Origin of the sequence: Kribbella italica, assembly GCF_014205135.1 — a bacterium.
In the GTDB taxonomy this organism is placed as follows: Bacteria; Actinomycetota; Actinomycetes; order Propionibacteriales; family Kribbellaceae; genus Kribbella; species Kribbella italica.
This window is the reverse complement of record NZ_JACHMY010000001.1, coordinates 272,035-285,279: the sequence shown is the minus strand read 5'-3', so window position 1 is coordinate 285,279 and position 13,245 is coordinate 272,035. Positions and strand designations below refer to the sequence as shown.

Here is a 13,245-nt window from a genome sequence, read left to right as displayed (position 1 = left end):
GTTCACGACTGACTGTGGCCGTACGCTCAGACGACCGACAGCGGGAGCAGCTTCTTGCCGGTGGGGCCGATCTGGATCTCGGTGCCCATCTGCGGGCAGACGCCGCAGTCGAAGCACGGGGTCCAGCGGCAGTCCTCGACCTCGATCGCGCCGTCCTCCTCGAGCGCGTCCTGCCAGTCCTCCCACAGCCAGTCGCGGTCGAGGCCGGAGTCCAGGTGGTCCCACGGCAGGACCTCGGCGTACTCGCGCTCGCGGGTGGTGAACCAGGCCAGGTCGACCGGCTCGCCGGCCAGCGCCTTGTCGGCGCAGTCCAGCCACCGCTCGTACGAGAAGTGCTCGCTCCAGCCGTCGAAGCGGCCGCCGTCGCGCCAGACCGCCTCGATGATCCTGCCGACCCGGCGGTCGCCGCGGGACAGCAGGCCTTCGATGATGCCGGGCTTGCCGTCGTGGTACCGGAAGCCGATCGCCTTCGCGTACTTGCGATCCGACCGGATCGCCGCGCCGAGCTTGGCCAGCCGCGCGTCGGTCTCCCCGACGCCGAGCTGCGAGGCCCACTGGAACGGCGTGTGCGGCTTCGGCACGAACCCACCGATCGACACCGTGCAGCGGATGTCGTTGCGCCCGGAGACCTCGCGGCCGGTCGCGATCACCCGCTTGGCCAGGTCCGCGATCGCCAGCACGTCCTCGTCGGTCTCGGTCGGCAGGCCGCACATGAAGTACAGCTTCACCTGCCGCCAGCCGTGGCTGTACGCCGCGGCGACCGTGCGGATCAGGTCCTCCTCGCTGACCATCTTGTTGATCACCTTGCGCATCCGGTCCGAGCCGCCCTCGGGAGCGAAGGTCAGGCCGCTGCGCCGGCCGTTGCGGGAGAACTCGTTGGCCAGCGTGATGTTGAACGCGTCGACCCTTGTCGAAGGCAACGACAACGACACGTTGCTGCCCTCGTACTGGTCGCCCAGCCCCTTCGCGACCTCGGCGATCTCGCTGTGGTCGGCGGAGCTCAGGCTGAGCAGCCCGACCTCCTCGAACCCGGACTGCTTCAGCCCGTTCTCGACCATGGCGCCGATCGTGGTGATGCTGCGCTCACGGACCGGGCGGGTGATCATCCCGGCCTGGCAGAACCGGCAGCCGCGCGTGCAGCCGCGGAAGATCTCGACCGAGTACCGCTCGTGTACGGTCTCGGCCAGCGGGACCAGCGGCTTCTTCGGGTACGGCCAGGCGTCCAGGTCCATCACCGTGTGCTTCGCCGTCCGCCACGGAACGCCCGGCTTGTTCGGCGCGACGCGCTGGATCCGGCCGTCGGGCAGGTACTCGACGGTGAAGAACTTGGGGATGTAGACGCCGCCGGACTTCGCCAGCCGCAGCAGCACCTCGTCGCGACCGCCCGGGCGGCCCTCGTCCTTCCACTCCCGGATCACCTCGGAGACCGCGAGCACGATCTCCTCACCGTCGCCGAGCACCGCCGCGTCGATGAAGTCCGCGATCGGTTCGGGGTTGAAGGCCGCGTGGCCGCCGGCCAGCACGATCGGGTCGTCCTCGGTCCGGTCCACGGCGTACAGCGGGATCCCGGCCAGGTCGAGCGCGGTCAGCATGTTCGTGTACCCGAGCTCGGTCGAGAACGACAGGCCGAACACGTCGAACGCCCGCACCGGCCGGTGGCTGTCGAGCGTGAACTGCGGGATCTTGTGCTCCCGCATCACCGCCTCCATGTCCGGCCAGACCGAGTAGGTCCGCTCGGCGAGGATGTGGTCGCGCTCGTTCAGCACCTCGTACAGGATCTGCACGCCCTGGTTGGGCAGCGCGACCTCGTAGGCGTCCGGGTACATCAGCGCCCAGCGCACGCTCGCGGTGTCCCAGTCCTTGCTGACCGAGTTCAGCTCACCACCGACGTACTGGATCGGCTTCTGCACACCCGGAAGCACGGGCTCCAGGCGGGGGAACAACGACTCGACAGTCATCAGGACACTTCCGTACGGGGACAGAACGCCTACCAGCCTAACGCCGCCGTTGCCCATCCCCCGCATCCCTGCCTTTGGCGCCTGGGCCGGGCAGCAGCTCGACGTCCGCGGCACGCATGGGCTCGCCGCAGTCCGCGCAGCGCAGCTCGGGCCTGGTGATGTCGCCGCAGGCGTGGTGCCGGTAGAGCACGGGCGGACCGGCCTCGCCAGCCAGGTACTTGTCGCCCCAGCCGGACATCGCCATCAGTACGTCGAGCAGGTCGGTGCCCTTGGCGGTCAGGGCGTACTCGTAGCGCGGGCGCGCGTCGTACGGCCTGCGCTCGAGCACACCCTGCTCGACGAGCCAGCTCAGCCGCTCGGTCAGCACCTTGCGCGAGATGCCGAGATCGGCCTGGATCTGGTCGAAACGGTTGATCCCGGCCCAGATGTCGCGCAGCACCAGCGGCGACCAGGGCTCGCCGATCACGTCGAGCGTGCGGGCGATCGAGCACGCCATGTCACTGAACTGGGTCCTCTGCATGGTCCCAGGATAGCTCTTCGGGGTTCCCTGAGGGAACTTCAAATGCTACGGTCTCCTCAAGGAACCCCGACCTGAAGGAGCCCGCGATGCCCAAGGAACTCAGCACCGAAGTCCGCGCCGTCGTCGAGAGCACCGCGATCGGCCACCTCGCCACCGTGCTCCCCGACGGCTCACCCCACTCCGTACCGATCTGGGTCGACACCGAGGGCTCGTACGTGGTCTTCCTGACCGGCCCTGAATCTCGCAAGGCCCGCAACCTACGACAGGACCCGCGCGTCGCCCTCTCGCTGACCGCCCCGGACAACCCGTTCCTGCCGGTAACGCTGCGCGGCCGCGTCGTCGACTGGCTCGACGGAGACGCCGCGTGGACGATCGTCGATCGCGTCGCGATGAAGTACATCGGCCAGCCGTACGACCGGAACCTGGAGCGAGTCGTAGCCCTGATCGAGGTCGACCACCACACGGTGGGAGTCCGGTGAGATCGGCACCCCGAGACAGAACCGCCGGGCGCCTCGGGTGAGTCAGCCCAGGTGGGTGAGGAGGAGGGGGTTGATTCGGTCGGCGTCGGAGTACGTCACCAGGTGGGCGGCGTCTTCCAGGATCTCGAGGTGGGCGCCGGGGATGCCGGCGGCCAGTGGGACGACGGTTTCCGGTGGGATGGACGTGTCCTGCTCGGCGGTGACAAGGAGGACCGGCGCGGTGATGTCGGCCAGCCCCGCGGTCAGGTCGAGCGTGCTGAGAGCCTCGCAGCAGGCGGCGTAGCCTTCGGCCGGCGTACTGAGGAGTTGTTGGCGGATGACCTCGACCTCCTCGGCATGCGCCTCGGCGTACTCAGGAAGGAACCACCGCCCAAGCGTCGCCTCGACGATCGCCTGAGCGCCTTCCGCGCGGACCAGCGCGGCCCGGTCGATCCAGGTCTGCGCATTCGCGGCGGGGTTGACCGGCGGACAGAGCAGCGCAAAGCGGTGGAAACGATCCGGCGCGTTCTGCGCCAGCCACAGCCCGACCGCGCCGCCGAGCGAGATACCGACGTACGACGCCCGCTCGGCACCCGTCGTGTTGAGCAGCTCGACGACGTCGTTGCCGAGGTCCTCGATCGTGTACGGCCCGGGCGGCGCCTCGTCGGCGCCGTGACCGCGGTGGTCGAACGCGATCACCCGGAAGTTCTTGGACAGGGCGTCGAGCTGAGGCGCCCACATCGCGTGGGTGGTGCCGAGCGACGAGGCCAGCAGTACTACGGGCGCGTCGTCGGGGCCGGTCGTCCGATGGTTGAGCCGCATGGTTGTCACCTTAGGGTCGGTGCTAGCTTTCGCGACATGTCGAAGGGTGTTCCTGGGCTGGACGGGGTCGTCGAGCTCGCCACGGTGGTCCGCAACGGGTTCGTCGAGAGCCGGCACTTCGGGATGGCCGTCGCGGTCGACCCCGACGGCCGGCCGATCGTCGCGGTCGGGGATGTCGATGCGGTGATCCTCCCCCGCTCGACCGCGAAGCCACTGCAGGCGGTCGGGACGTTGGTCGCGGGCGCCGTACTGGACGAACGCGGGACGGCCATCGCGGCCGGCAGCCACACCGGCGAGGACCGGCACGTCGCACTCGTCGACGCGATGCTCGCGTCCGCGGGCCTCGACCGATCGGCTCTGCAGTGCCCACCGGACCGCCCCGAAGACGCACCCACCCGCTTCCGCTTGATTGCCGAAGGCATCGACCCCGAGCCGGTCCGGATGAACTGCTCCGGGAAGCACGCCGCCATGCTGATGGCAGCTGACGACCCGGCGAAGTACCTCGACCCTTCCTCCCCCGTGCAACAGACCATCCAGGCCGAGATCGAACGGTTGACCGAGGCAACCACCGGCATCCTCACCGTCGACGGCTGCGGCGCTCCCCTGCTGGGCATGCCGCTGTCCGGCCTCGCCCGATCCTTCAGCCTGCTCGCCACAGCCGCTACCGGATCTGCGGAGCACCAGGTCGCCACCGCGATGCGCGAGTACCCCGAGTACGTCGGCGGCCGCGGCCATCTGAACTCCGACACGATGCGGCTGCTGCCCGGCGTACTGGCCAAGGGCGGCGCCGAAGGCGTCATCGCGATGGCGACTCCGGACGGCCACGCGGTCGCGGTCAAGGTGATCGACGGCAACCCGCGGGCGACCACCGCCCTGGCGCTGACCCTCCTGGAGAAATGCGGCGCCGATGTCTCGGCTGCGGAGGCACTGCGGCACGTGCCCGTGCTCGGAGGCGGCCAACCGGTGGGTGACATCCTCCCCGTGATCTGACCCGGCGGGCTAGCGGTAGAGCGCCAGCGCGCCCGTCAGCGAGTCGACCGCGGCGCGTGGGCCGTACACACCGAGACCGAAGTACTCCAGATCCTCCGCCTTCGTCCCGCCGATCGTCGCCGTGTACTGCTCGTACGTCCGCGACCGCTGCGCGACCTGGTTCATGTCGTGCACCGTGACGCCGTCCCGCCCGGCCGCTTGGTCGCGGAGCTCGCGCAACTGCTCGCCCGACGCCCGCAGGACCGGGATCGGATGCGCGCTCATCCCCTCGTGCACCGCCCCCGACGCGTCCTCGACCGCCGCGCCCACGACGTCCTCGTGGTGGTGCCCGAGCGCGACCCCGAGCAACGCCGCCGTGTTCAGCGCGACGCCGACCGGCGCCTCGGCGGCGATCACCACGACCATCTTGTTCGCCAGCATCGGGCGAGCTCCTTCCACGTGCTCAACAGATCCGCCTGCACACTAGCCACCTGTACGCCGTACGCGCTGGCGAACCGAACGAAATTCGGCCGATGAGGGAAACTGGCCGGCATGGACGAACTTGATACGGCCCTGCTGCGGATGCTGCAGAACGACGCACGCCGGACCAACCGCGACATGGCCGCCGAACTCGGCATCGCGCCGTCGACCTGCCTCGAACGGATCCGCGGGCTGCGCGAGCGTGGCGTGATCAGCGGGTACCACGCGGCCGTCGACCTGCACGCGATCGACCGGTCCACCCAGGCGATCATCTCGATCAAGCTCCGCCCGCAGGCGATGGCCGTGGCGACCGCGTTCCAGGACTACGTGCAGAGCCTGCCGCAGACGCTGGAAATGTTCATGGTCTCGGGCGCCTCGGACTTCCTCGCCCACGTCGCGGTGAAGGACACGCAGGCGCTGCGCGATCTCGTCCTGCAGCTGGCCAAGCGCCAGGAGATCGGCGACATCCGCAGCTCGGTCGTCTTCGAGCACCACCGCCGGACGACGGTGATGCCGCTCTGAGGAAGTGGCCGTCGCTCTGCCTGGTGGCCAGAAGGTGCCGGACGTCGGCCGACACACCCTGTCGGCTCGTCAGTCGATGACGGCGACGGCCTCGATCTCGATCAGCAGGTCCGGCGCGGCCAGGGCGGCGACGCCGATGCCGGTGAACGGCGGGGCCGGGTTCACCCCGAGCCGCGCGAAGGCCCGGCCGGCGCCTTCGAGGAACGCCGGCATCTTGTCCGGCGTCCAGTCGACCAGGTACGCGGTCAGCTTGGCGACGTCGTCGAAGGTCGCACCGGCCGCGGCCAGCGCCGTGCCGAGGTTCAGGTACACCTGCTCGACCTGCGCGGCGAGATCGCCCGCGCCGACCGTCGTACCGGCCTCGTCCCACGCGACCTGGCCGGCGACGAACACCAGCCGCGAACCGGTCGCGACCGCGACCTGCCGGTACAGGTCGATCTGCGGCAGTTCGGCGGGGTTGATCAGGGTGACGGTCATCGGTCGCGCCTCTCGTGGTCTCTTGTGGTTACTGAGAAACCGTAGGAGAGTATGGACGACCACGGAAGAACGCACTTTCCAGTGACCGGGGAACCAAATGGTGACCAAGCAGTACAGCGGCGCGCCCGAGGACGCCGATCTCACCCGCGCCGACTCGCTGGCACGGGAGATCTTCTCCGACATCGCGAACAAGTGGGCGTTCCTGATCATCGAACTGCTCGCCGACCGCACGCTGCGCTTCAGCGAGCTGCGCAACGAGATCGAGGGCATCAGCCACAAGATGCTCACCCAGAACCTGCGCATGCTCGAGCGCTACGGCCTGGTCGAACGGACCGTTTACCCGACCGTTCCGCCGCGCGTCGAGTACACGCTGACCGCAGCCGGCCAAGCTCTGCACGAGATCGTCAGCGGAATGTGCGACTGGACGCACCGGTACCTCGCGCACATCGAGACCTCGCGGCAAGCCTTCGACGCCTGAACGGACGTTGGTGGTGTGACAGTTCGTGCAAGGTCGGCGTGACGGGACGAAATGTCCTGGCCCCGCCGTACGGCGCCTGAAATGGTCGAGGCATGGCTTCGAACCTGGACTGCCTCGGCCTCGGCGTACCGTCTCCGGAGGCGTTCGCCGACCTGATCGAACGGATCGGCCCGGCCGCCGTACTGGTCGCCCGCACCGACGACGGCGTCGAACTGCACCGCTGGGAAGACCCGTCCGGCGCCCGGCTGCTGCTCACCCGCGGGAAGCGCGGCATCACCCGCGTCACACCGTCGTACGCCGGTGAGCGCACCGTCCAGCTCCACGAGGTGCGTCGGGTCAGCGACGAGGCCGCCGTCGCCGACGTACTGGCCGACGGCGAAACCGCGACCCGCCTGGCCATCGAGCTCGAGGAACTCCCGGTACTCGGCGACGCCACCCACGAGGGGCTGGCGAGCGTAGTCGCCCTGGCACCCGACGCCGAGTTCTTCGCCGACGCAGCGACCTTCGCCACCGCCGACGCCAGCCTCCTCGGTGACGGCGACGCAGGCCCCCGCCCCGCCCACTACGAGGCCGACTGGATCTGGCCGCCACGGCTGGACGCCGAGTCCTTCATCCCCACCGGCCTGTTCGGCGCAGACAACGAGACCGAACCCCTGGCCCTCCTCAACGGCACCATCCGCTACGCCGAACGCCGCACCACCATGCTCACCGGCCAGGACTTCGTAGTAGCCCGAGCCCACACAGCCGCCTTCGAAGCCGACATCTGCCTCCCCGCCGATCACCCCGTCCCCCTCCCCGGCACAGTCATCAGCACCAACGCCTTCCTCACCGGCTCCCTCGAGGCGGATCTCCCGACACCCCGCCGCCGCTGGTTCTCCCGGGGATAACCCCTCTCCCGGTGGAGCGGGTTGCGGCCCGCGATCCGCTCCGGGTCGAGTTCGTTCTCCGTCGATGGCCACCAGTACACCCCCGGCCCACCCGACCGGGCACGCATGAGCGGACGTCCAGCCGCACCGGGGCGAACCTCCAGCACTCACCAACCACCGTCGCCGCCGAAGATGCTGCCGATTTCACGCTCAGCCCGAAGACCCGATGCCCCGCAAATGCCGCTTGATGAGTGGTCGAAGTACGCCGTCACGGGACTTCAGCACGTACCGGTCTGCAGACCAACCAGAGCTGACGCCACGGCAGGGCCAAACCTGAAGCTCAGCCGACCTGGGACGCAGGCCGAGGCCTCGGTGTCGGGGGCTGCCACTGCCCGGCGCCTAGCCCCAGACCTGTGGCCACGGCCCCCAGCCGAGCTGCCATCCCCGGACGACTGGGGACGGCGTCCTCCGGTAGGACATCGCCACGCCGTACACCCCGGGCCGCGTGGCGACGAACTTCCCCCAACCACTCACCCTTCACCAACGTCGCCGACCCCACCACTCGGCACAGACCGACGTGCACCACTGACCAACCACCGTCGATCCAACGAAAGCCTGATTGGTTCACGCTCAGTTCGAAGCCCCGACGAGCAAGATCTGACGCTTGATCAGTGGCAGACGTCGATGCCCGCCACGAGATCGGCTGGGGTTGTGGGTCGACCTAGCAGCTAGAAGCCAAGGACTGACCGGCCGAGGACTGGGGTCGTCCGGCGGCCGACCGGCGCAGGAGTTGGCCGCGGGAGCTGAGGACGCTGGAATGCCGGCGGGCAGTGAGGACGCTGGAATGCCGGCGGGCAGATCGCCGGTGGCTGAGGCCGCTGCGCGGAACGCGTGGAGGTGAGCGGCCGCGAGCTAGATGCCTAGACCGGTGTGTTGGAAGGCTGGCGGCCGACAGTTGGCCATCCTGCAAGTTGCTTCGCACGCCCCGTTCCCGGCACACCGTCGTCCGGGGGCCGGGTGGGTTAGATCTCGTGGGTGCGGAGGTGGATGTTCTGGAGGAGGCCTATGGCTAGGAGGCCGGCGAACATCGAACTGCCGCCGTAGGAGACGAACGGCAGGGGCAGGCCGGTGACGGGCATGATGCCCAGGGTCATGCCGATGTTTTCGAAGGCCTGGAAGGCGAACCAGCAGACGATGCCGGTGGCTACCAGGCGGTCGAAGGCGTCGCGGGCGTTGATGGCGATGCGGAGGCCTCGCCAGAGGATGAGGGCGAAGAGGGCGATGATGGCGCCGGCGCCGATCAGGCCGAGTTCTTCGCCAGCGACGGTGAAGACGAAGTCGGTGTGTTGTTCGGGGACGAAGGCGTTCTGGGTCTGGGAGCCGTGGAAGAGGCCTTGGCCGAAGACGCCGCCGTTGCCGATCGCGATGCGGGCCTGGTTGACGTTGTAGCCGATGCCTTGGGGGTCCTGGGACGGGTCCGCGAAGGCGGTGAAGCGGGCCAGCTGGTATTCCTTGAGGACGTTGAACTGGATGGCCAGGGTCGCGATCAGGACCGCGGCGGTGACGAGGCCCAGCATCCAGCGCTTGGGGACGCCGGAGACGGCGATGATGCCGAAAACGATCGAGCCGAGCACCATCACCGTGCCGAGGTCGGGCTGGAGCATCACCAGGAGGACGGGGATCGCGGCGACCGCGATGGCCTGGGCGATGTCGATGGTGCGGGCGTTCTCGCGGTGGTTGGTCTCGCCCTTCTCGGCGATCAGCAGCGCCATGCCGACGATGACCGCGAGCTTGGCGAACTCGCTGGGCTGGACCGACATCCAGGGCAGTTCGATCCACGAGCGCGAGCCGTTGATCACCGCACCGACGCCGGGCACGAGCACGAGGATCAGGCCGAGCAGCGACGCGGCGTACAGCAGAGGCGCGAGGATGCGGAGGCGGCGGTGGTCGGTGACCGCGGCGCCGACCGCGAGGACGGCGCCGATCGCGAAGTTCAGCGCGTGCCGGAACAGGTACGCCTGCGGGTGTCCGTCGGTCAACGACGTCCGCTGGTACGTCGCCGACCAGACGAGCAGCCCACCGAGAAAGGCGAGCGCGAGTACGCCGAGCACCAGCACCCAGTCGGCCTGCCAGAGCGCGGACCGCCGGTCCACGCGCGACCGGACCGGTCGCATCGTCAGCAGGCTCATGGCGTCTTCTTCATCGCAGGCGGCGCGGCCGGCTTGATGTTGTAGAGCGTCTCGTAGACGTGCCGGACCGCCGTACCGGAGGCGCCGGAGCCCGTACCGGCCTGGCTGATCATCATCACCACGGCGTACCGGTCCGTGTACGACGCGAGCCACGACGTCGTCTGCTTGCCGTAGACCTCGGCCGTACCAGTCTTGGCGCGGACCGGGATCTGGTCGAGCGGGAACCCGTTGAACTTCCAGGCCGCCGTCCCGGACCGCACGGTCTCCTTCAGCGACTTGTCGATGTACCGCAGGTCGGCGGCCGGCACCGGCAGCCGGGCGGCGATCGTGCTCGGGACGGCCTTGGCCTTGCCGTTCGGGCCGATCACCTTCTGCGCGACCCGCGGCTCCCAGAGGATGCCGCCGTTCGACAGCGCCGAGTAGACGGTCGCGAGCTGGATCGGGGTCAGCGTGGTGTCGCCCTGCCCGATCGCGAAGTTGACCGCGTCACCGGCGCGGTAGCGGTACCCGTCGGCGCAGAACTCGCGGGAGAACTGCTTGAGGAACGACGACGTCCCGGCGGGAGGTGAGTCCGCGAGCTTGCAGTAGTAGTCCTTCTGCGCGTCGTAGTACGACTTCTTCCACTTGCGGTCCGCGATCCGGCCGGACGCCTCACCAGGCAGGTCGATCCCGGTCGCCTTGCCGAGGCCGAACTTCTTCGCCATCTCGACCAGCGGGTCGAGCGCGTTGAGGTCGCCGGAGTTGCCGCCCTCCTTGAGCCACAGGGCATAGGCGATCCGGTAGAAGAAGGTGTCGCAGGACAGCGCGAGCGCCTGGTCGAACCCGATCATCCCGTACGACGCGGACTCGTAGTTCTTGAACCGGCGGTTGCCCACCTCGAAGAACGACGAGCAGTCCAGCCGGGTCTTCTGGCTGTACCCCGCGCCCAGCGCGGCCGCGGTCGTGATCGGCTTGAACGTCGACCCCGGCGCGAGCTGACCCTGCAGCGCCCGCGACAGCAGCGGCGTCCCGGACTGCGGCGAGTACAGCGCGTCGAGCTCGCGCTGCGAGATCCCGCCGACCCAGACGCCCGGGTCGTACGACGGATAGCTGGCCATCCCGACGATGTGACCGGTCTTGGTGTCCATCACCACGGCGGCGCCCGAGTCGGCGACGTAGTTCCGCTTGGTGATCTTGTCGTACTGCTTGCGCGCGGTCATGATCGCGCCGCGCAACTCCTTCTCGACCGAGGCCTGGACGCGAGCGTCGATGCTCGTCACCAGCGTCGAGCCGGGCACGGGCGCGGTCTGCTTCACCGTGCCGGTCGTGTACCCGACGGCGTCGACGCTGACCGTCTTCAGCCCGGGTGCCCCACGCAGCATGGCGTCGTACGTGCGCTCGACGCCGGCGCGGCCGACCAGGTCGGACCGGTGCGGCACCGGGTCCTGCCCGGCGGCGTCGATCTTGTCGAGCTCCTCGGTGGTGATCGGCGACAGGTACCCGAGGATGTGCGCCGCGTTCACCCCGTACGGCGAGGGGTAGGCGCGCAGCGCGGCCGTCTCGGCCGCGACGCCCGGGAAGTCCTCGCGGCGTTCCATCACCTCGATCGCGACCTGCTCGCTGACGTCCTTGGCCACCGGGATCGGCTGGTACGGCGAACCGTTCCAGCAGGCGGGCGGCTTCGAGGCCCCGGGCTCGCCGCAGAGTTTGATCCGGGCGGTCAGGTCGGCCTGCTTCTGGCCGAGCACCTTCGCGAGCCGGCCGAGCACGCTCTCCTGCTGCTTCTCGGTCAGCTTCGCCAGCACCGACCGGTCGACCGAGATCACCAGCGAGACCCGGTTGCCGACCAGGGTCCGGCCGGCGGCGTCGACGATCGTGCCGCGCGGCGCCGGGGTGAGCACGTCGCGGGTGCGGTTGTTGTCGGCGGCGTTCGCGTAGCTGTCGCCGACCATGACCTGCAGGTACCACAGGCGGCCGAACAGCGTGCAGAACAAGGAGAACACCAGGACGCCGATCACGAACAGGCGCATCCGGGCCTTGAGCGGCGCCGGGTTGAAGCTGTCGAAACTCATGGCATGACCCGTCGGCGTTCGCGGGCCGGCAGCACGCGGCGCATCACCCACAACACGATGGGGATCACCACGATCGCGCCGACCACGTCGTACCCCGCGGCGATACCGAGGCGGACGCCGAACTCGCTCCAGTCGACGGCCGGGTCGTGCAGCAGCGAGCCGGTCGCGGAGTACAGCAGCAGGGACAGCGCGGCGCCGAGCACGACCGTCCCGGCGACGCCGATCGGGCCGACGGGGCCGGCCGAGGTCTCGCGGCGGATCAGGCCGGCGACGTACCCACTGACGGCGAGGGCGAGCGCCCAGCGGCCGGCGGTGTGGTCGGCGGGCGGGACGACGTCGAGCATCAGGCCGCCGGCGAATCCGGTGATCGCTCCCCACTCGGGCCCGCGGGCCAGCGCGAGACCGACCACGACGATCATCACCAGGTCGCAGGTGACGCCGGCGACGGCGATGTGCGGCAGCAACGAGGTCTGCACGGTGACGGCGATCATCAGGAACAGCGCGGCGACCGCGATCCGGAGCGGAATCATGTCAGCGCCCCTGCTCGGGCGTCATCGTGCCGCGCGGCGGCCGGGCCGGCGGACCGGTGACCACGCCGACGGTGTCGATCCGGGTCGGGTCGACGAACGGCTTCACGGTCGCGGTCGATCCGAGGGTGCCCTGGTTCGGCGTGACCGTGGTGACGGTGCCGATCGGGACGCCCGGCACGTACGGCGCGTTGCCCTTCGAACCCCAGGTGACGATCCGGTCGCCGACCTTCGGCCGGGCCCGCAGGTCGACCAGCTTGTAGTCCATCGTGCCGGACGTCTCGCCCCGGCCGGACAGGAAGCCCAGCGCGAGCGTCGAGTTCAGCCGGCCGCCGACGGTCGAGTTCCGGTCGCCGATGAGCAGCACCGTGGCGGTCGCGTCGGTCGCCCGCACGACGCGGCCCACCAGCCCGTCCCCGTTCAGTACTGTCATGTCCGGCCGCACTCCGTCCGCCGTTCCGGCATCGATGGTCACTGTGTGGTTGAAGCTCTGCGCACTGCCGATCCCGATCACCCTGGCCGGCGTCACCGTGAACTTCGGGGCCACCTTCAGCAGGCGGTCCAGCTCGGCGGCGCGGTTGCGGGTGTAGTCGGTGGTGCGCAGCTCCTCGGTGAGTTTCTCGTTCTCCGCTTGGAGTTTCTCGTTCTCTGCTTTCAAGGTATCCACTTCGGCGAACCGGTCGCGGAGGTTGTCCACAGGCTGCCGGGCCGACGTCGCGCCGGACTCCAGCGGACCGAAGACCGCCGCGGCGGCGTGCCGCAGCGGATCGACCGGCGAACCGGCCGAGCGGCGCGCGTCGAGCACGATCAGGGTCAGCGAGGCCAGGATCACCAGCACCAGCACGGTCCGGCGACGGCGGATCTCGCGGGGCAGTCCGGCGGCGCGGACCAGGCCTCTCGCGGGGGTGCCGAGGTCTTTGAGCATGGG

General features: G+C 69.4%; 14 protein-coding genes. 5 read left to right on the top strand and 9 right to left on the bottom strand.

Annotated elements, in window-relative coordinates; translation table 11 throughout:
* Positions 1-26: 26 nt before the first annotated feature.
* Both HDA39_RS01585 and HDA39_RS01580 read right to left on the bottom strand, forming a co-directional pair.
* Entirely contained in the window at positions 27-1,958 is a 1,932-nt protein-coding gene (locus tag HDA39_RS01585; RefSeq protein WP_184793456.1) for a TIGR03960 family B12-binding radical SAM protein, read from the bottom strand.
* A gap of 37 nt (positions 1,959-1,995) precedes the next feature.
* A complete protein-coding gene (locus HDA39_RS01580) occupies positions 1,996-2,478 on the bottom strand; it encodes a winged helix-turn-helix transcriptional regulator (protein ID WP_184793455.1) in 483 nt (160 codons plus the stop codon).
* Between the two features lie 86 nt (positions 2,479-2,564).
* Here HDA39_RS01580 and HDA39_RS01575 point away from each other — a divergent pair, with 86 nt between their 5' ends.
* Positions 2,565-2,957 carry a PPOX class F420-dependent oxidoreductase gene (locus tag HDA39_RS01575; RefSeq protein WP_184793454.1) on the top strand — a complete coding sequence of 131 codons (393 nt, stop codon included), beginning with the start codon at positions 2,565-2,567 and terminating at the stop codon, positions 2,955-2,957.
* 42 nt (positions 2,958-2,999) lie between these two features.
* Here HDA39_RS01575 and pcaD read toward each other — a convergent pair whose 3' ends face one another.
* Positions 3,000-3,758, bottom strand: coding sequence for a 3-oxoadipate enol-lactonase (gene pcaD / locus HDA39_RS01570; protein ID WP_184793453.1), 759 nt, complete (start codon positions 3,756-3,758; stop codon positions 3,000-3,002).
* A gap of 36 nt (positions 3,759-3,794) precedes the next feature.
* On the opposite strand from pcaD, the gene HDA39_RS01565 reads away from it, so the two are divergent.
* Positions 3,795-4,748 carry an asparaginase gene (locus HDA39_RS01565; protein ID WP_184793452.1) on the top strand — a complete coding sequence of 318 codons (954 nt, stop codon included), beginning with the start codon at positions 3,795-3,797 and terminating at the stop codon, positions 4,746-4,748.
* Between the two features lie 9 nt (positions 4,749-4,757).
* Here HDA39_RS01565 and HDA39_RS01560 read toward each other — a convergent pair whose 3' ends face one another.
* Positions 4,758-5,168, bottom strand: coding sequence for a DUF2000 domain-containing protein (locus HDA39_RS01560; RefSeq protein WP_184793451.1), 411 nt, complete (start codon positions 5,166-5,168; stop codon positions 4,758-4,760).
* Positions 5,169-5,279: 111 nt separating this feature from the next.
* Between HDA39_RS01560 and HDA39_RS01555 the strand changes: the two genes are divergently transcribed.
* Positions 5,280-5,729: an Lrp/AsnC family transcriptional regulator gene (locus tag HDA39_RS01555; RefSeq protein ID WP_184793450.1), complete on the top strand. Its 450-nt coding sequence runs from the start codon at positions 5,280-5,282 to the stop codon at positions 5,727-5,729.
* A 69-nt stretch (positions 5,730-5,798) separates the two neighbouring features.
* Here the strand turns inward: HDA39_RS01555 and HDA39_RS01550 are convergent, their stop codons facing one another.
* A complete protein-coding gene (locus HDA39_RS01550; RefSeq protein WP_184793449.1) occupies positions 5,799-6,206 on the bottom strand; it encodes a RidA family protein in 408 nt (135 codons plus the stop codon).
* Positions 6,207-6,303: 97 nt separating this feature from the next.
* Here HDA39_RS01550 and HDA39_RS01545 point away from each other — a divergent pair, with 97 nt between their 5' ends.
* Together HDA39_RS01545 and HDA39_RS01540 are read left to right on the top strand one after the other, a co-directional pair.
* The gene (locus HDA39_RS01545) at positions 6,304-6,684 is read left to right on the top strand and encodes a winged helix-turn-helix transcriptional regulator (protein ID WP_184793448.1); all 381 of its coding nucleotides are present in this window, start codon (positions 6,304-6,306) and stop codon (positions 6,682-6,684) included.
* A gap of 92 nt (positions 6,685-6,776) precedes the next feature.
* Entirely contained in the window at positions 6,777-7,571 is a 795-nt protein-coding gene (locus HDA39_RS01540) for a hypothetical protein (protein WP_184793447.1), read from the top strand.
* A gap of 1,001 nt (positions 7,572-8,572) precedes the next feature.
* Here HDA39_RS01540 and rodA read toward each other — a convergent pair.
* From rodA to mreC, 4 genes are read right to left on the bottom strand one after another with little or no spacing between them, the layout of a single operon-like run.
* On the bottom strand, positions 8,573-9,739 hold the full coding sequence (rodA, locus tag HDA39_RS01535) for a rod shape-determining protein RodA (RefSeq protein ID WP_184793446.1): 1,167 nt from the start codon (positions 9,737-9,739) through the stop codon (positions 8,573-8,575).
* The gene (mrdA, locus tag HDA39_RS01530; protein ID WP_184793445.1) at positions 9,736-11,790 is read right to left on the bottom strand and encodes a penicillin-binding protein 2; all 2,055 of its coding nucleotides are present in this window, start codon (positions 11,788-11,790) and stop codon (positions 9,736-9,738) included. Before mrdA ends, rodA begins: the two co-directional genes overlap by 4 nt.
* On the bottom strand, positions 11,787-12,320 hold the full coding sequence (gene mreD / locus HDA39_RS01525) for a rod shape-determining protein MreD (RefSeq protein ID WP_184793444.1): 534 nt from the start codon (positions 12,318-12,320) through the stop codon (positions 11,787-11,789). The genes mrdA and mreD overlap by 4 nt, the downstream gene beginning before the upstream one ends.
* Before the next feature lies 1 nt (position 12,321).
* Complete coding sequence (mreC, locus tag HDA39_RS01520; RefSeq protein WP_184793443.1) at positions 12,322-13,242, bottom strand: rod shape-determining protein MreC; 921 nt, start codon at positions 13,240-13,242, stop codon at positions 12,322-12,324.
* Positions 13,243-13,245 lie beyond the last annotated feature (3 nt).